The following is a 17,690-nucleotide window of genomic DNA, read 5'->3' as shown; positions in this document are numbered from 1 at the left end:
GGCCGGGTGCTCGGACGACGGACCGGCGAACGGACGCCCGGCCGCCGGCCCGCGGGGCGGAGACCAGGCGCGGGCTCAGAGCACCGCCGTGCCGATCAGGGCGTTCCGCGGGACCAGGCGGGCGAGGGCGGCCTCGTCGAGGTGGGACGTGCCGGGCGGGCGGACGGGGAGGACCATGTAGCGGGTCTCGGACGTGGAGTCCCAGACGGTGATGCGCGTGGTGTCCGGGAGGCGGACGCCGAACTCCTCGAGGACCGCGCGGGGTTCGCGCACCACGCGCGAGCGGTACGCCTCGCTCTTGTACCAGCTGGGGGACGGCCCCAGCAGGCGGACGGGGTAGCAGGAGCAGAGCGTGCACACCACGACGTTGTGCGTGTCGGGCGTGTTCTCGACGACGCGCAGGCGCTGCGGCTGGACCCCGCCGGCGGACAGGCCCAGCTCGCCGACGGCGGCGGTGCCGTCGGCGAGGAGCCGCACGCGGAAGTCCGGGTCCGTCCAGGCACGCGCGACGACCCGGGCGCCGTTCGCCGGGGAGGCTCCCGACAGGAACGCGTCCAGCGCCTCGTCGAGCGCCGCGCCGGCCACGAACCCGCGCTCCTCCAGCAGCGTCTCCAGGCGGCGTACTCGCCGGCTGATGCCGGCGTCGCCGTGTCCGCCGGTCATGGCCGGCCGTCCGCTCCGCCGGCCGTCCGCTCCGAGGGCGCCCCGGATACGGCGGCGGGCTCCGTCCGGTGCCCCGGGTCGTCCTCCAGATAGCTCTCGAACAGGTCGAGGACGACCTCGTGGTCGCCCTCGCCCCACAGCTCGCGGGCCGGGAAGCGCACCGCGTACACCTGCTCCAGCCGGGCGTCACCGCGCCCCTGCGCGTTGCGGTCCGCGAGCGGTGCCCGGCCCTCGGGCTCGACGACGGTGCCTCGCTTGCCGCGGGCGTAGCGCGGCAGCCGGGTGTGGTGCGGCGGGTCGTGGTGAACGGTGCGCACGCGGGCCCCGGCGGGGAAGCGGTCAGTCATCGAGCTCGCCCGCCTCGATCACGCCCTTGCGTTCCAGGAGCGCTCGGATCGCGAAGAACCAGCGCTCGTAGTAGGACGCCGCCAGGTAGTCGGCGGGGGCCATGGACTCGATGGCGTCGCGGAACTCGTCCAGGTTGTAGACCTTGCCCGCGATCAGCGCGGAGTTCAGCGCGAAGACCCGGGCCTCCCAGTCCGCGTGGAAGGGCTCCGTGTCGTCGGCGGTGTCGACGGGCCCGAAGCCCTGCATGCCCCCGACGTCGTTGATCCTGGCCATGAGGCGACCATAGCCCCGTACCGGACGCCGCGCGGCCCCACGGGTCAGGTTCCGTGGGGCCGCGGGACTCAGCAGGACTCCGTACGGGCTCAGAGGTTTCCGCGCTTCTCCTGCTCGCGCTCGATCGCCTCGAAGAGCGCCTTGAAGTTGCCCTTGCCGAAGCCCATCGAACCGTGTCGTTCGATGAGTTCGAAGAAGACCGTCGGCCGGTCCTGCACGGGCTTGGTGAAGATCTGGAGCAGGTAGCCGTCCTCGTCGCGGTCCGCGAGGATCTTCAGCTCACGAAGGGTGTCGATCGGCACCCGGGTGTCGCCGACCCACTCGCCGAGGGTGTCGTAGTACGAGTCGGGCGTGTCCAGGAACCGCACCCCGGCCGCCCGCATCGCCCGCACGGTGGAGACGATGTCGTTCGTGGCGAGGGCGATGTGCTGGACGCCGGCCCCGCCGTAGAACTCGAGGTACTCGTCGATCTGCGACTTCTTCTTCGCGATCGCGGGCTCGTTGATCGGGAACTTGACCTTGAGCGTGCCGTCCGCCACGACCTTGGACATCAGCGCCGAGTACTCGGTCGCGATGTCGTCGCCGACGAACTCCTTCATGTTGGTGAAGCCCATGACCTTGTTGTAGAAGGCCACCCACTCGTTCATCCTGCCCAGCTCGACGTTGCCCACGCAGTGGTCGATGGCCTGGAAGGTCCGCTTGGCCGGGGGCTCGACGATCGGGTCGGCGGCCGTGAAGCCCGGGAGGTACGGGCCGCTGTAGCCGGAGCGGTCCACGAGGGTGTGGCGGGTGCTGCCGTACGTGGCGATGGCGGCGAGCACGACCGTGCCGTGCTCGTCCTTGAGCTCGTAGGGCTCCTGGATGCCGCGGGCGCCGTGCTCGGTGGCGTAGGCGTAGGCGGCACGGGCGTCCGGCACCTCGATGGCCAGGTCGACGACGCCGTCGCCGTGCTCGGCGACGTGCTCGGCGAGGAAACGGCCCCGGTCGGTGGACGCCTTGATGACGGAGGTGAACACGAAGCGGGCGGAGCCGTTGGTCAGGACGTAGGAGGCGGTCTCCCGGCTGCCTGTCTCCGGCCCGGCGTAGGCGACCAGCTTCATGCCGAAGGCCGTGGAGTAGTAGTGGGCGGCCTGCTTGGCGTTGCCGACGGCGAAGACGACCGCGTCCATTCCCTTCACCGGGAAGGGGTCGGCCTGCCTGCCGGTGTCAGGGGTGTGATCCAGGGTCTCAGTCATGGCGGCAGACTCCCGCCGATCCACAAGCTGCGCAATAGTTCGTATATCTGCTGCGCAATATGCTTGGTCGAGGTCCGATTTGTTCGGGCGACCTGTACAGGATGACCACTCAGGAGGCTGGTGTGGCGATCGATCATCTGGACGGCAGGCTCATCGTGCTGCTCGCACGGGAGCCCAGGATCGGGGTCCTGGAGGCGTCCCGCCGGCTCGGGGTCGCCCGCGGCACCGTCCAGGCACGGCTGGACCGGCTCCAGTCGAACGGGGTGATCCGCGGTTTCGGCCCGGACGTCGACCCGTCCGCGCTGGGCTATCCGGTGACCGCGTTCGCGACGCTGGAGATCAAGCAGGGGCAGGGGGCCGACGTACGGGCGCACCTCGCCACGGTTCCCGAGGTGCTGGAGCTGCACACGACCACCGGTCACGGCGACATGCTGTGCCGGCTGGTCGCCCGGTCCAACGCGGACCTCCAGCGGGTGATCGACCGCGTCGTCGGATTCGAGGGAATCGTGCGGGCGTCCACGGCGATCGTGATGGAGAACCCGGTGCCCCTGCGGATCATCCCGCTGGTGGAGCAGGCCGCGGAGGACGCCCGCTGACACCGGGTGAGGAGATGCCGGGCGTCGCGCCGCCGGCCCGTCAGCACTTGGGGACGTCGCCGCCCTTCTGCAGTGCCTTGAGCGACGACACCGCGTCCGTCAGCTCGGTGACGGGGACCAGCGTCATGCCCTCGGGCAACTGCTCCTGCGCGATGGCGCACTCCGCCTTCGGGACGAGGAACACGGTGGCGCCGTCACGCGCCGCGGCCTGGGTCTTCAGGGCCACCCCGCCGACCGCGCCGACCTTGCCGTCGGCGTCGATCGTGCCCGTGCCCGCGATGTTCCGGCCGCCGGTGAGATCGTCGCCCGCGAGCTTGTCCACGATGCCGAGGGAGAACAGGAGCCCCGCGCTCGGGCCGCCGACATCGGCGAGGTGCAGGGTGACCTTCACCTTCGCCGGGTCCTCCTCGAGGTAGCCCAGGGCCGCGTCCACCGCGCTGTTCTGGGACTTCCGCATCTCGGCGGTGTTGTGCTTCTCGATCTCCTCGTCGGACTGCCCGGAGGGGTAGACGGAGTCGTGCGGCAGCACGGCCCGGTCCTTCCGGATCCACGCGTCCGCCACGTCGCCGAGATCGACGTCGACCGAGGGCCCCGTCGCCACGATGGTCGTCATCCGCAGCTGTCCCTGCGTCTGCCGAACGGGGGCTCCGGTGATCGTGATCACCGGCTTGCCCCGGTCGAACCCCAGCACGTTCGTGGTCTGGCCGGGCTGGGCCACGGTGAAGGGCAGGGGCGCGAACGCCGCCACCGCGAGCAGCGCGGCGACGGGCACGGCGGAGACGGCGAGGGCCCGGGGACGGGAGAGACGCGAGAGGCGAGAGAACACGCTGTCAATGTATCGGTCCGCCCGGCGCACCCGGACCGGGGCCGGGACCGGCCCGACCGGGTCGGCGCCTGTGCCTGCGTCTGGGAACGCCGTGGGCCGCCGGGCGGGCCCGACGGCCGCGGCAGCCCGGCGCTCAGCGCAGCGCGTCCGCGACCTCGCGCGCGGCGTCCACCACTCGCGGGCCCACGCGTTCGGGGACCGAGTCCGCCAGCATGACGACACCTACGCTGCCCTCTATGCCGGTCACCCCGACGAGTGCCGCGGCGGCTCCGCTCGCGCCCGCCTCCAGTTCGCCGTGCGTGAGGGTGTACGCGGGCTCGGTGAGACCTCCCTGGCGTGCGGCGAGGATCGCCTTGCCCGCGGCTCCCCGGTCCAGCGGGTGACGGAACCCGGCCCGGTACGCCACGTGGTAGTCCGTCCACGTCGGTTCGACGACCGCCACCGCGAGCGCCTCCGCCCCGTCGACCAGCGTGAGATGGGCGGTCGCGCCGATGTCCTCGGCGAGCGAGCGCAGCGCGGGCAGCGCGGCCTCCCTCACCAGCGGGTGCACCTGGCGGCCGAGGCGGAGCACGCCCAGCCCCACGCGGGCCCGGCCCCCCAAGTCGCGGCGGACCAGGGCGTGCTGCTCGAGCGTGGCGAGCAGACGGTAGACGACGGTCCGGTTGACTCCGAGCCGGTTGGACAGTTCGGTCACGGTCAGCCCGTGGTCGGTGTCGGCGAGCAGTTTGAGGACGCGCAGTCCTCTGTCGAGCGTCTGGGAGGTCTCCGCGGTCACGACGCCCTCTCCTTCGAGATGAGTGCGGCGGCGCTCTCGCGGCCAGCGGCACCGGTCCCATCGGCGACGCACGGAGAGGCCGCCGGCAGGCCATGGCACACCGGCTGCGCTCCGCGGCGGCGCTGCCACGGGGCGTTTCATTTGCGGGGACAGTAGCGAGCCGGTTCGCTCAGCGGAAGACCTCGTCCAGAATCCGGGCGCCGAAGGCCCGTGACGGCCTCTGTCGCCGGGCAAGTCGGGACGACCAGCGATTTCACGGGATACCTCCGCTTCGGCCTCCGCCGAAGAGGGTTCTCGGCCCGGGCCCCTGCCCCGCCCGGACGACGTGCCGGGCACCGCACGGGGACACCGCTCGCGTGCCCCATGCGTCGGTGCGCGGGGGGTCGCGCGCCTCGGCGTACGGGTGGCGAGTGCGCGGGCCGGGGCCGCCGACCGGCGTACGGAAGCGCGAAGGGGCCCGGGCGGTCGGCGGGTTCCGGGGCCGTCAAGCCGCCGTGCGCACACCGCACCGGCGTCGGGTCCCGCATACGCTCACCGCATACGTGTGGCCCACTCCTGCACCTTCTTGATCCGTTCCCGGATCTGCCCCGCCGTCGCCTCCGCGCTCGGCGGCCCCCCGCACACCCTCCGCAGCTCGGTGTGGATCACCCCGTGCGGCTTGCCGCTCTGGTGGACGTACGCACCCACCATCGTGTTCAGCTGCTTGCGCAGCTCCAGCAGTTCCTTGTGCGAGACCACCGGCCGGCGTTCCGCGGGCAGTTCGAGCAGATCCGCCTCCGCGTCCGGCTTCTTGCGGCTGTGCGCGATCTGCCGCGCCTGCCGCTTCTGCAACAGCAGTTGCACCTGATCCGGTTCCAGCAGCCCCGGAATGCCCAGGTAGTCCTGCTCCTCGTCGCTGCCCGGGTGGGCCTGCATCCCGAACTCGGCGCCGTTGTACATCACCCGGTCGAAGACGGCGTCGGACTCCAGCGCCTCGAAGGGCAGCATGTCCTGTTCGCCGGTGTCCTCGTCCTGCTGCTTGTTCGCCTCGTCCATCTCCTGTTCGGACTCGGCGTAGGGGTCCTCCTCCCCCTCCTTCTTCGGCCGGTCGAGCGCATGGTCCCGCTCGACCTCCATCTCGTTCGCGAAGCTCAGCAGCATCGGAATCGTCGGCAGGAACACCGACGCCGTCTCGCCGCGCCGCCGCGACCGGACGAAACGGCCGACGGCCTGGGCGAAGAAGAGGGGCGTGGAGATGGTGGTGGCGTACACGCCGACCGCGAGCCGGGGGACGTCGACGCCCTCGGACACCATCCGGACTGCGACCATCCAGCGGTCGTGGTTGTCGCTGAACTCGTCGATGCGCTTGGAGGCGCCGGCGTCGTCGGACAGCACGACGGTCGCCTTCGTACCGGTGATCTCCCGGATGAGCTTCGCATAGGCGCGCGCCGAGTCCTGATCGGACGCGATGACGAGACCACCGGCGTCCGGAATGGCCTTTCTGACCTCGCTCAGCCGCTGGTCGGCGGCGCGCAGCACGTTCGGCATCCAGTCGCCGCGCGGATCGAGCGCGGTGCGCCACGCCTGCGAGACGGCGTCCTTGGTCATCGGCTCGCCGAGCCGGGCGGCGACCTCGTCGCCGGCCTTGGTGCGCCAACGCATGTTGCCGCTGTAGGACAGGAAGATCACGGGACGGACGACGCCGTCGGCGAGGGCGTTGCCGTAGCCGTACGTGTAGTCCGCGGCCGAGCGGCGGATGCCGTCGTTGCCCTCCTCGTAGGTGACGAACGGGATGGGGTTGGTGTCGGAGCGGAAGGGCGTACCGGTGAGGGCGAGCCGGCGGGTGGCGGGTTCGAACGCCTCCAGGCACGCCTCACCCCACGACTTGGAATCGCCGGCGTGGTGGATCTCGTCGAGGATGACGAGGGTCTTGCGCTGCTCGCTGCGGTTGCGGTGCAGCATCGGGCGCACGCCGACACCGGCGTAGGTGACGGCGACCCCGTCGTACTCCTTGCTCAGCGGACCGGCGCTGTAGTCCGGGTCGAGCTTGATGCCTATGCGCGCGGCGGCGGTCGCCCACTGCTTCTTCAGATGCTCGGTCGGCGCGACCACGGTGATCTGCTGCACGACGTGGTGGTGCAGCAGCCAGGAGGCGAGGGTGAGCGCGAACGTCGTCTTGCCGGCGCCGGGCGTCGCCACCGCGAGGAAGTCACGGGGCTGTTCCTGGACGTACTTCTCCATGGCGCCCTGCTGCCAGGCGCGCAGCTTGCCGGCCGTACCCCAGGGGGCACGGCCGGGGAAGGCGGGTGAGAGGTGGTGGGAGGCGGTAGTAGACACGGTCTCCGGTTCGAGGCAGGGCTACGGCGTTACGTACGACAACCGGGCCACCCTACCGGTGCGGCCACTCCCGGGAGGGCCTCACCCGGCCGCTCGGGGACACGGTGAGACCCGCCTCACAGACCGCAGGCCGTGCGGCCGGGCCCGTCCTCCCACCGCCCTTCACAGGGTGCGCAGTACGGCCCCGATCAGCGCCGGATCGGTCATCTCACCGGCCGCGACGGAGACGACCAGGTCGTACGCCCGGTCCTGGTCGACGTTGACCGGGTCGGCGCCGTTCAGGGCGAGGAACACCGCCGTCGACAGCCACGCCGTGCGCTTGTTGCCGTCGGCGAAGGGGTGGTTCGAGGCGATCGCGTGCAGCAGGGCGCCTGCCTGCTCCCAGAGGTCCGGGTACGCGGCCACCCCGTACATCCGGGAGCGCGGCCGGTGCACGGCGGACTCCAGGAGACCGCCGGCGCGGAGCTCCGGCGGGTGGCCGCCGAAGGCGAACCGGGCGATCGCGGTCACCTCGCTCACGGTGAGGTGGCGCGTCTGGTTCGTGGTCTGATGGGTCATTCGCCGAGCCTCCTCAGCAGGCCCGCGTGCTGCTGGGCCAGTCGCCCGGCCAGTGCGGCCAGCCGCTCGCTCTGCGCCCGCAGATAGTGGTGCACCGCGTCGTGCGCGAGCTCCTCCGGGGTCCGACCCTGGGCGTCGGCGAGGTCGTGCAGTTCGTCGCGTTCCGCGTCGGTGAGGATGATCGTGAGCTCGTGCATGGCCCGATGCTAAGCGCGGCCGCTTCCGGCCGCGCGGTGGATTCCGGGCGTCGGCGGCCTCGAACGGTGCGGCCGTCCGTCACGCTTCACCTCCGGTCGACGTGCGCGGGACGTCCGCCGTACCTCCGGTACACCCGGGCCGCCCGGATCGAGGCCGGTGTTCCGCACCGGACGGGCCGATGGCCGACGTGGCCCCTCGGGGGCGGGCACGGCGCCGGGCCGCGCACGGCGCACCGGACGGGTGGTTGCAGCCCTCCTTCGCGGGCGGGCGCGGCACCGGGTCGGGCACGGCGCAACGGAACGGTCCGAACCGGGCGCCGACCGGGCGGACCCGGCATCGGAGCACCCGTCATCAGCCGGTGCGGCGCTCGTGCATCCGTGTGGCGACCCAGGCGCCGAGCAGTGCGACTGCCGCCATGGGCAGGAACACGGCGGCGAACGCGGCCGGGTGGGCGATGCTCCCCGCCGCCGCGACCGCACCGTGGCCGCCCGCCGCTCCCCCGCCCAGGGCGGCGAAGGCGGCGCCGCCCGCGGCCAGCAGGAGGACGTTCGACAGTCCGTCGGAGATCTGGAGCGCGGCGGAGTTGGTACCGGCCTCCGCGGGCGGCGACAGCTTCAGCAGCAGCACGCTGGTGGACGAGATGACCAGACCCATGCCGAAGCAGCCCCATCCCCAGGCGACCCCGACGACCCACACCGGCACGGAGGGGACCAGCACGCTCGGCGCGGTCGCGATCGCCGCCGCCACGAGCACCATGCCGGTGACGGTCAGCCGTTCCCGGTACGGTTCCAGGCGCGGCCGGGACTGGACGAACGAGCCCAGCGCCCATGTCGCCCCGCCCACCGCGAGGGACAGGCCGGCCAACGTCGGCGACAGCCCGCGCTGGGTCACCAGCATCAGCGGCACGAAGGACTCCGCGGCGATGAACGACCCGGCGGCCACGCCGCGCAGCAGCACCACCGACGGCAGCCCGCGCGCCGAGCGGAACGTGCCGCGCGGCAGCAGCCCGAGCGCGGCCGGCACGAGCAGCGCGGCACCCGCCGCGGCCGGGGCCAGTGAGAACCACCGCAGGTCCTGGGCCGCGTACTGGAGCACTCCCGCGCCGAGGGAGATCCCGAACGCCAGCCTGATCCTGCGCCGGTCCAGCGCCGGCACGGGCGCCTCCGGGTCCACCGGCCCCGACGCCCGCCGCCGTATCGCGGGCAGGGCGAGCGCGAGCGGGACGACGACGAGAGCGGGGATACCGACGAAGACCCAGCGCCAGCCGAGGTGTTCGGTGACCGTCCCGGCCGCGAGCGGTCCGACGACGGAGGGGATCACCCAGCTCGCGGCGAACGCGGCCATGATCGTCGGACGCAGGTGCTCCGGATAGGCCCGGCCGACGACCACGTACAGCGCGACGATCACCAGACCGCCGCCGAGCCCCTGGACGGCCCGGCCGGCGATGAAATACCACATCGTGGAGGCCGTACCGGACAGCACGAGCCCCAGGGCGAAGGCGGTGATCCCGGCGGTCAGCGGCCCGAGCGGGCCCCTGCGGTCGGCCCACTGCCCCGACAGCACCATGCCGAACAGGCTGGTCGTGAAGTACGCGGAGAAGGCGAACGCGTACAGCGGCACGCCGTCCAGCTCCCGCGCGGCAACGGGCATGGCCGTGCCGACGGCGGTCGCCTCGAACGCGATCAGCAGGACGACGGACACGATGCCGACGCTGAGGGCGCGCAGACTGCGCCCGAGCACACCGCCGGCGTCGGTCGCGGTCCCGGTCGCCGTCGCGGTCCCGCCGCGGCCGTCAGCGGCTTCCTTGAGCGCCGCGTCGCCGGTCCCGGCCGCGTCACCTGGTTCGAGGGCTGTCATGCGCTCAAGCGTAAGGGGCGTGGTTCTGGGTGGCCCCTGTCGTGGGGCGGGGTTCGGCTCGGCCGTTGGTCCTAGGTACCACCGGCCGACAGAACCTCCCCTGTGGGCTCGCGGGCGCCGGGGTGCGGGAGCCGTGCGTCCGTCTGCACAGTGAGTGGCGTTGGGTTCGAATCCCGCCACCATCTCCACGTCGAACCAGACCGCCGGCAGCCGGGGCCGTCCCCTCTCCGCTGCTCGGCTGTCCCTTGCGGGCGCCCGCGCCGGTGGCCGACTGCGCGTCGCCCCCGTACGCGGGCGAAGGCCGGTTCTCCCCAACTGCCCACGTACACTGCGGCCATGGCATGTCGCATCAGTGAACTGGTCATCGACTGCGCCGATCCGGAACGGCTCGCCGTGTTCTGGAGCCAGGTACTCGGCTACGTGGAACTCGGTCGGGAGGACGACGGGAGCATCGAGATCGGTCCACCCGAGGCAGGCTTCGGGGGACCGCGACCCACCCTCGTCCTCAGCCCCAGCAGCGCCCCGCGGACCGGGAAGCTCCGACTGCACATCGACGTCAACGCCACCGATCGCGACCAGGAAGCCGAGTTGGAGAGGCTGCTCGCTCTCGGCGCCAGGCGCGCCGACGTGGGCCAGACCGGCGACGAGAACTGGCACGTCCTGGCCGACCCGGAAGGCAACGAGTTCTGCCTCCTGCACGCCCGGTTGCAGCCCCTCTGATCACGTCGTCCCGGCCTCGAGCCGCTGCGGCGAGTGCCTGCGCAAGGCCGCCCGGCCGTTGGCGCGGGCCCGGGGCCGGTCGGCGTCAGCGGCCGAGGCCGTGCGTGAGTCTCGGCGCGCCGCACGGGGAGGTCCGGTCCGCTACGGCGTGGCCACCGCCGCCTGGGGCCGGATCGGGAGCCGGTTGACCGGGCGGCCCGTGGCCGCGCGGACGGCGGAGGCGACGGCGGCCGGGGAGGTGACGACCGGGACGGCACTGGCCGCCTTCGCACCGAAGGGGGCCACCACGTCGCGCTCCTCGACGAGTTTGACGATGCGGACGTCGGGGGCGTCGAGGGCCGTCGGCAGGGCGTAGCCCGTGAGGTCGGGGTGGCGGACCAGGCCGCGGGCGGTGCGGAGGTTCTCGGTGAGTGCGGCACCGACGCCCTGGGTCACGCCCGCCTCGATCCGGGTGGCGAGCTGGGCGGGGTTGAGGATGCGGCCCACGTCCTGGGCTACGGCCATCTCCACGACACGCACCGACCCGAGTTCGATGTCGACGTCGACGACGGCGCGGATCGCGCAGAAGGCGAGACCGACGAACGCGTCGCCCTGGCCGTGATCGTCGAGGGGCTCGGTGGGGTGCGGGCGGCACTGGGCGGTGGCCCAGAGCTCCTTGCCGTCCATGGCCTCGGTGACCGTCGTGGACAGGACGCCGTCGTACGAGGTGATCTTGCCGTCGGTGATCTGCAGCAGCTCGGTGGACATTCCGAACTTGTGGGCCAGCGGCTGCAGCAGCTGCGTACGGACCATCTTGGCGGCGCGCTCGACCGCACCGCCGGAGACCCAGGTGTGCCGCCCGTGGGCGGCGCGGCCCGCCGGGGGCTGGTCGGTGTCGACGGAGGCCACGTGCACCTCCTCGATACCGAGCGTCTCCTGCACGATCTGACGGGCGAGGGTGGAGAACCCCTGCCCGGTCTCGACGGCCGCGCAGATGACCGTGGCCACGCCGTCCTGGACCTTCACCGTGGCCGTGGACACCTCGTCGGTGCCTTCCGCGCCGAGCATGTGGACCATGCCGAGCGCATAGCCGACGCCGCGCCGCACCGCGCCGGGTTCGCCCGCGCCCTCGGGTCCGCCGGGCAGCAGCCAGGCATCCTCGGGGGTGTCCTTGGGCAGCGGCGGGAGCGGGAAGTCCCTTACGGCCTGCAGCAGTTCGGCGACCGGCGCGGGGCAGGTGACGGTCTGACCGGTGGGCAGGATGTCGCCGGTGGCGAGCACATTGCGCAGGCGGATCTCGGCCGGGTCCTGGCCCAGCTTCGCGGCCAGCTTGTCCATCTGGGCCTCGTACGCGGCGCAGACCTGCAGCGCGCCCTCTCCGCGCACATGGCCGGAGGGCGGGTTGTTGGTGCGGACGGCCCAGCCCTCGATGAAGGCGTGCGGCACGACATAGGGGCCGCAGGCGAAGGCGACGGCGGCGGCCAGGGACTCGGACGATGCCTCGGCGTACGCGCCCGCGTCCAGCAGGATCTGCGCCTCGACCTTCAGCAGCTTGCCGTCGGCGTCGGCGTGGTGGCGGTAGCGCAGCAGTGCGGGGTGGCGGTGGGCGTGGCCGAGGAAGGACTCCTCGCGAGTGGCGGCGAGCTTGACCGGGCAGCCGGTGCGCAGGGCGAGCAGCCCGAGCGGGATCTGGAAGCCCGGGTCCTCCCGGTCACCGGTCGCGCCGGGCACGCCGGTGACGACGACCTTCACCCGCTCCTTGTCCAGGCCGAAGCAGGCGGCCGCGAGGTCCCGGTCGGTGTGCGGGTCGGTGGAGGCGGTGTAGAGCTCGACGCCTCCGTCGGGGCGCGGCACGGCGAGGCCGGCCTCGGCCCCGATGGGGGCGGGGTCCTGGCGGCCGATGCGGTACAGCCCTTCGACGACGACCTCTCCGCCGACGGCCGGGTCGCCGTAGCTCAGCGGGATGTGGCGGATGAGGTTGCCGTCGGGATGCAGCGGCTCGGCGGCGAAGGCCTTCTCGGGGTCGGTGACCGGTTCGAGGACCTCGTACTCGACGGCGATCGCCGCGGCGGCGAGCCGGGCGGTGTCGGGATGGTCCGCGGCGACCGCGGCGATGGCCTCCCCGTGGTGGCGGACGACGTCGGAGGCGAAGACGGGCCGGTCGGCGACCCCGCGTCCGTAGGAGGCGTCGCCGGGCACGTCGTTGTGGGTGACGACGGCCCGCACGCCGGGCATCCCGGCCGCGGCGGAGGTGTCGATGGCGGTGATCCGGGCGTGGGGGTGCGGCGAGCGCAGGATCGCCGCCCAGAGCAGTCCCTCGGCCCACAGGTCCGAGGCGTACGGGAAGGTGCCCTCGGTCTTGGCACGGGCGTCCGCCTGCGGGAGGGAGGCACCGAGGCCGTGAGCGGGCGGCTCCTGCTCGGGGCCGTCGACCGCCGGGACCGCGATCGCCGCGTCGTTGCTCACACCATGCCTCCGTCGTGCGGGTGGGGCTGCACACTACCGGCGCCCGGGGGCGCCTGGTGCGGGATGCGGGCCCCGTCCTGGGCCCCTTCGCGGGACTCGTCGCCGGCTTCGGCGGCCGCGGCGGAGCTCGCCTCGCGTCCGGCGACCACCTCGCGTACGGCGTCGAGGACGCCGCGGTAGCCGGAGCAGCGGCAGAGGTTCCCGGAGAGGGCCTGGCGGGTTTCGAGTTCCGTGGGGGCGTGGTTGCCCTCCAGCAGGTCGTGCACGGTCATGGCCATGCCCGGGATGCAGAAGCCGCACTGGACGGCTCCGCAGGCGGCAAGGGCCCGCTGGACGTCGGAGGGCTCTCCGTCGGCGGCCAGGCCCTCGACGGTGCGCACCTCGGAGCCGGCCGCGGTCGCCGCGGGTACCAGGCAGGAGGCCACGAGCCGGCCGTCGACCTGGACGTTGCAGGCGCCGCACTCGCCCTGCGAGCAGCCGTCCTTGGCACCCGCGAGGCCGAGGCGCTCGCGCAGCACGTAGAGCAGGGACTCGCCGATCCACGCGTCGGTGACGGGCCGGTCGGCGCCGTTCACGCGCAGGAGGTACGAGGTGTGCGGGTGCTCGTCGTTCGCCGTCGCGGCGGGGGCGGCCGCGAGGTCTTCCTCGGCACCGGGGGCGTCCGGGGCGGCGGTGTCCCCGGCCGCGGGTGCTCCGGGCGGGTCCTGGGGGGCCGTGTCTGGCTCCGGGGCTCCGTGGTCCTCGGAGCCCTCGGCCCGGCCGGCTTCGGTGGCGCCGGCTTCGGAGCGGTCCCCGGCGTCCCCCGCGCTCTGCTCAGGGTCGGCCACGGCATCGGACGCGTCACCACCGGCCCCCGGGTGCGCCCCGTCGTCACGCCGGACGTGCCGCTCGTCGGAGGGCCGCTCGTCGGAGGGCTGACCCGTCCGTGGTTCGGCGGCGGGGCCGGCCTGCTCTTCACTGACGGGGTACGCCTCGGTCGCCCACGGGGCGGGCGCCCCGCCGGGGAGGGTGGCGGGGTGGCCGGCTCCGGGGGCCGGCGTGCCGCCGACGGGGGTGCCTTCGGCCGGGGTGCCGCCGTCGGGTGTGGTGGCCCACGGGGCGGGCGCGCCGCCCGGCAGGGTGGCCGGCGGGGTGCGGCCGCCCCACTGGGCTGCCAGCGCGGACGTCGTGAACTCGCCCGATTCCTCCGGGATGTCCCCCTGGGCGACCGGGATGGTCCACTGGCCGGTGAGGTCTCCGGCGGCGGGTGCCGCGGCTGGGCCGGACGACGGCCGTTCCGCTTCCGGGAACGTCCACTGACCCGTGGCGTGCGGGTCGTGGGCGCTCCGCGCGCCACGAGGGTCCCCGCCCTCCTGCGGTCCGTGGTCGGGGTGCGCCTCGTGGCCGGCGTGCGGCTCGTCCTCACCGTACGGGTCCTGTGCGCCGTGCGGGTGGGGAGCGTCGTGCGGATCCTGCGCGCCGTGCGCCTGGGGGGCGTGCACGCCTTCCGCGCCGTACGCGCCCTGGCCGGCCCGCGCGTCCTGCGGGCCGTACGCGTCACGCGGTTCGCGGTCGCCCCGGGCATCCTGTCCGCCCTGCGGACCGGGACCGGCGTACGGCCGCTGCCCCGCGTACGGATCGTAGGACCGCCCGGCCTCCGGCGCCGGCCAGTGGTGCGGCCGCTCGTCGTCCGACGCCTGCCGCGGTACGGTCCAGCCGCCCGTGCCCGCGGGGCCGGACGGGTCGTCCGGGTTCACGGTCGGGATCTGCGGAGGCACGTAGCCGTGACCGGGAGCGGCGAGCGGCGCGTCGAGCATGTCCTCGGGAGGCAGCTGGACGAAGGCGGTGGCCTCGGCGTCGTACTCGCCGCCCTGCGGGATCGGCTGCCAGCCGCCGCCGTGCGGGCCGGCGTCCCGGGACTCGTTCTCCTCGGAGCTCACGACAGTGCCCTCCCCAGCGCTCGTCGGGCCAGCGCGGCGACCACGCGCCGCAGGTGCAGGATCGCGGGCGGCAGTTGCTCGTCGCCCTCCTGGTCCGGGATGCAGGCGGCCGCCACGTACTCGCCGAACGCGGCCAGCGCCTCGGTGGCCAGTCCGCGCTCGCCGTCCCAGTCGATCAGCGAGGCGATCCAGCGCTCCGCCTCGAGCGGGCGCAGCGGCATCGGGGCGATCGCGCCGACCGCGCAGCGCACCCCGCGCCGCGCCGGGTCGAGGACGACGGCGACCGACGCGGTGGCCCGGCCGGGGCCGGTGCGTCCGGTGGCCTTGAGGAACACCTGCGGGGCGTGCAGGAGCGGAACCCGCACGAAGCCGATCAGTTCGGCGGGGCCGAGCATCTCGCGACCGGCCAGCAGATGGGAGACGGGGACCTCACGGGACGCCCCGCCCGGCCCCGCGATGACCAGGTCCGCCTCCAGGGCGGCCAGCACCGGCAGCGTGTCGCCGGTGGGAGCGGCGGTGGCGATGTTGCCTCCGAGGGTGCCCGCGTTGCGGATCTGCGGGGGCCCGGCGGCCCGGGCGGAGGCGGCGAGCGCCGGAATCAGCGCGGCGAAGTCGGGTCGGCCCATCCGGGAGTGGGTGAGTCCGGCGCCGAGCAGGGCGTGGCCGTCCTGGTACTGCCAGCCGCGGATCTCGTTGATGCGGCCGAGCCCGACGAGGCCCGCGGGCCTGAGCCGGCCCTTGTTGACGGCAGCCATCAGGTCCGTGCCTCCTGCGACCGGCACGGCGGCGGGCATGGCGGTGAGCGCCGCCACGGCCTCGTCGAGCGAGGCCGGCAGTGTCACGGACTGCGCCGCCTGCGGTGCGTGCGTGGTCAACCCAGCTGCCCCTTCCCGGTGTCCCGGCTGTCCGCCTGTGTTGCCGTACCGTACGTGCTCACAGCCCGGACGTGGCAACTCTGGCACATCTTCCGAGCGGTCCGGCGCGGGGGTCCACGAAGGATGCATCCGCCCCAGATCACCCTTAACGGGGGAAATGCCCGAATTGCCAAGGCATCGCCGTCACAAGCGGATTGCCGGCCGAAGGCACTCCTTGTACGACTTTTCCCCGTGGGCCTCCACGGTCCCAGGGAGCCGTGTCCGGAACACCCCGTTGGGGCATGGCTCACACGTTTGGGGGCGCCCCCTCGATCGGGCGTCCGAGCACACCCGGTCGCCTCTGCCACGGCAACGGGCCCCCGGGCGGCCGGTAGTCGACGCCGAGCGCGTCAAGTCGGGCGTAGTGGACGGACATACGGCGCTCGAAGTCCACGAAGTCCCGGTCGGCGGGGGCGGGCAGACGGGACCAGACGACCTCCGCGAAGGCAGCGAGGCGCGGGAAGACCTGGTAGTCGACGCGCGAGCGGTCCTGCATCACCTCGGTCCAGACGTTGGCCTGGGCGCCGAGGACCCGAGCGGCCCCCGGCGTGCCGGCGAGCTCCGGCGGAACGGGCTCGAAGCGGAAGACGTCCTCCAGGGTGCGCACGTACCCGATGGGCATCGGCTCGTCCTCCCCGGCGGCCTGCCGGTGGTCGAGATACACCTGCTGCTCGGGGCACATGACCACGTCGTGACCCGCGCGGGCAGCGGCGATCCCGCCCGCGTAGCCGCGCCAGGAGGACACCGCGGCACCCGGGCCGAGGCCCCGCTCCGTCGTCCCGCCCTCCAGGATCTCGTCCCAGCCGACGAGCCGGCGGCCGCGGTCGGCGAGCCAGCGGTCGAAGTGCCGGACGAACCAGGACCGGAGCTCGTCCTCGCCCGCGAGGCCCAGCTCCGCCGTGCGGGCCCGGGCGGCCGGGGACGCCTTCCACTGGTCCTCGGGGCACTCGTCGCCCCCGATGTGGACGAACGGGGAGACGGAGGCGGGGAACAGCTCCAGGACCTCCTCGAAGACCCCTTCGTAGAAACGGAGGGTGGTCTCGGTGGGGGCGAGGACGTTCGGGCTGACGCCCCAGCTGTCCCAGACGGACACAGCGGTGGTGTCGACGACGTCGGTGTTGCCGAGCTCCGGGTAGGCGGCGACGGCGGCCTGCGAGTGGCCGGGGACGTCGATCTCCGGAACGACGGTGATGTGCCGCTCGGCGGCGTACGCGACGATCTCGCGGATGTCGTCCTGGGTGTAGTAACCGCCGTGCGGCGTCTCGTCCCAGAGCTCGGACGCGCGGTGCCCCCACTTGGTGCGGGAACGCCAGGCGCCGACCTCGGTGAGGCGCGGGTGACGCCTGATCTCGATGCGCCAGCCCTGGTCGTCGGTGAGATGGAAGTGGAACGTGTTGAGCTTGTGGGCCGCGAGCAGATCCAGCATCCGCAGGACGTCCTCCTTGGGACGGAAGTGCCGGGCCACGTCGAGCATGAGACCGCGCCAGCGGAAGCGCGGCGCGTCGTGGATGGTGACGGCGGGCACCTCCCACTCGCGCCTCCCGGTCACGGGAGCACGCCGGAAGGCGTCCGGGCCGAGCAGCTGACGGAACGTCTGGGCCCCCCAGAACACACCCGCCTCGCTCGCTCCGTCGATCGCGGCCACGAGACCGTCGGCCGTGAAGCGGTACGCCTCCGGGCCGCCGAGTTCTCGGGCGAGTTCGGGGACGATGCGCAGCAGGACACGGTTCCCGCTGTCCGTGTGCGGCGGAAGGCCGTGGCCGGTGGCCGCGCCGACGGTCGCACGCAGCCACCGCGCGACCCGCTCGGTGCCGGGTTGCGCCTCGATCCCGGTCTCCGCGCCGATGACGCACCCGCTGCCGCCGCCCGGCAGCGAGGGGGTCACGCGCAACGGAGCCGGAATCAGTTCCACCGATGGCCGTGGGACACGGGAGAGCTCGCTCATGCCCTCGACTCTTCACCGAGCCGCCCCGTCCTGGGAACCGACGCCGCTGCGCGAGTACGACCGCGCCGAGCGGCCTGCCCCAGGTCCCCTTGCCGGCCGGCG

Annotated in this window: 16 protein-coding genes; 2 read left to right on the top strand and 14 right to left on the bottom strand. The window is 73.4% G+C overall.

What is annotated here, in order from left to right; all coding sequences use genetic code 11:
• Positions 1–75: 75 nt before the first annotated feature.
• The 4 genes from nthA to hppD form a co-directional block, all read right to left on the bottom strand.
• Positions 76–663: a nitrile hydratase subunit alpha gene (gene nthA, locus AB0J10_RS27895; RefSeq protein ID WP_363065218.1), complete on the bottom strand. Its 588-nt coding sequence runs from the start codon at positions 661–663 to the stop codon at positions 76–78.
• Positions 660–1,010 carry an SH3-like domain-containing protein gene (locus AB0J10_RS27890; protein WP_363065217.1) on the bottom strand — a complete coding sequence of 117 codons (351 nt, stop codon included), beginning with the start codon at positions 1,008–1,010 and terminating at the stop codon, positions 660–662. The genes nthA and AB0J10_RS27890 overlap by 4 nt, the downstream gene beginning before the upstream one ends.
• Positions 1,003–1,284 carry a hypothetical protein gene (locus AB0J10_RS27885; protein ID WP_363065216.1) on the bottom strand — a complete coding sequence of 94 codons (282 nt, stop codon included), beginning with the start codon at positions 1,282–1,284 and terminating at the stop codon, positions 1,003–1,005. Before AB0J10_RS27885 ends, AB0J10_RS27890 begins: the two co-directional genes overlap by 8 nt.
• An 89-nt stretch (positions 1,285–1,373) precedes the next feature.
• The gene (gene hppD, locus AB0J10_RS27880) at positions 1,374–2,519 is read right to left on the bottom strand and encodes a 4-hydroxyphenylpyruvate dioxygenase (protein ID WP_363065215.1); all 1,146 of its coding nucleotides are present in this window, start codon (positions 2,517–2,519) and stop codon (positions 1,374–1,376) included.
• Between the two features lie 122 nt (positions 2,520–2,641).
• Between hppD and AB0J10_RS27875 the strand changes: the two genes are divergently transcribed.
• Positions 2,642–3,115, top strand: coding sequence for an Lrp/AsnC family transcriptional regulator (locus AB0J10_RS27875; protein ID WP_283298399.1), 474 nt, complete (start codon positions 2,642–2,644; stop codon positions 3,113–3,115).
• A gap of 40 nt (positions 3,116–3,155) precedes the next feature.
• Here the strand turns inward: AB0J10_RS27875 and AB0J10_RS27870 are convergent, their stop codons facing one another.
• The 6 genes from AB0J10_RS27870 to AB0J10_RS27845 form a co-directional block, all read right to left on the bottom strand.
• On the bottom strand, positions 3,156–3,941 hold the full coding sequence (locus tag AB0J10_RS27870) for a S16 family serine protease (protein ID WP_363065214.1): 786 nt from the start codon (positions 3,939–3,941) through the stop codon (positions 3,156–3,158).
• Positions 3,942–4,074: 133 nt separating this feature from the next.
• Complete coding sequence (locus tag AB0J10_RS27865; protein ID WP_138054972.1) at positions 4,075–4,716, bottom strand: helix-turn-helix domain-containing protein; 642 nt, start codon at positions 4,714–4,716, stop codon at positions 4,075–4,077.
• A 531-nt stretch (positions 4,717–5,247) separates the two neighbouring features.
• Positions 5,248–7,032, bottom strand: coding sequence for a DEAD/DEAH box helicase (locus AB0J10_RS27860; protein WP_363065213.1), 1,785 nt, complete (start codon positions 7,030–7,032; stop codon positions 5,248–5,250).
• A 162-nt stretch (positions 7,033–7,194) separates the two neighbouring features.
• Positions 7,195–7,590 (bottom strand): type II toxin-antitoxin system death-on-curing family toxin, encoded by a 396-nt coding sequence (locus AB0J10_RS27855; protein ID WP_363065212.1) that lies wholly within the window; start codon positions 7,588–7,590, stop codon positions 7,195–7,197.
• Positions 7,587–7,787 carry a hypothetical protein gene (locus AB0J10_RS27850; protein ID WP_363065211.1) on the bottom strand — a complete coding sequence of 67 codons (201 nt, stop codon included), beginning with the start codon at positions 7,785–7,787 and terminating at the stop codon, positions 7,587–7,589. The genes AB0J10_RS27855 and AB0J10_RS27850 overlap by 4 nt, the downstream gene beginning before the upstream one ends.
• 352 nt (positions 7,788–8,139) lie before the next feature.
• Positions 8,140–9,645 carry an MFS transporter gene (locus AB0J10_RS27845; RefSeq protein ID WP_363065210.1) on the bottom strand — a complete coding sequence of 502 codons (1,506 nt, stop codon included), beginning with the start codon at positions 9,643–9,645 and terminating at the stop codon, positions 8,140–8,142.
• A 336-nt stretch (positions 9,646–9,981) separates the two neighbouring features.
• Between AB0J10_RS27845 and AB0J10_RS27840 the strand changes: the two genes are divergently transcribed.
• Positions 9,982–10,365 carry a VOC family protein gene (locus tag AB0J10_RS27840; protein ID WP_363065209.1) on the top strand — a complete coding sequence of 128 codons (384 nt, stop codon included), beginning with the start codon at positions 9,982–9,984 and terminating at the stop codon, positions 10,363–10,365.
• A 141-nt stretch (positions 10,366–10,506) separates the two neighbouring features.
• Here AB0J10_RS27840 and AB0J10_RS27835 read toward each other — a convergent pair whose 3' ends face one another.
• The 4 genes from AB0J10_RS27835 to AB0J10_RS27820 all read right to left on the bottom strand — a co-directional run bounded on the left by AB0J10_RS27835 (position 10,507) and on the right by AB0J10_RS27820 (position 17,588).
• A complete protein-coding gene (locus AB0J10_RS27835) occupies positions 10,507–12,810 on the bottom strand; it encodes a molybdopterin cofactor-binding domain-containing protein (RefSeq protein ID WP_363065208.1) in 2,304 nt (767 codons plus the stop codon).
• A complete protein-coding gene (locus tag AB0J10_RS27830; protein ID WP_363065207.1) occupies positions 12,807–14,729 on the bottom strand; it encodes a 2Fe-2S iron-sulfur cluster-binding protein in 1,923 nt (640 codons plus the stop codon). Before AB0J10_RS27830 ends, AB0J10_RS27835 begins: the two co-directional genes overlap by 4 nt.
• Positions 14,726–15,604, bottom strand: coding sequence for an FAD binding domain-containing protein (locus tag AB0J10_RS27825; RefSeq protein WP_363065206.1), 879 nt, complete (start codon positions 15,602–15,604; stop codon positions 14,726–14,728). The genes AB0J10_RS27830 and AB0J10_RS27825 overlap by 4 nt, the downstream gene beginning before the upstream one ends.
• A 286-nt stretch (positions 15,605–15,890) precedes the next feature.
• Complete coding sequence (locus AB0J10_RS27820) at positions 15,891–17,588, bottom strand: beta-N-acetylhexosaminidase (RefSeq protein WP_363065205.1); 1,698 nt, start codon at positions 17,586–17,588, stop codon at positions 15,891–15,893.
• Between the last annotated feature and the right edge of the window lie 102 nt (positions 17,589–17,690).

The organism is Streptomyces sp. NPDC049887 (genome assembly GCF_040656535.1).
In the GTDB taxonomy this organism is placed as follows: Bacteria; Actinomycetota; Actinomycetes; order Streptomycetales; family Streptomycetaceae; genus Streptomyces.
Note: the sequence above shows the minus strand (reverse complement) of the source record. Positions and strands in the feature narration are given on the sequence as shown.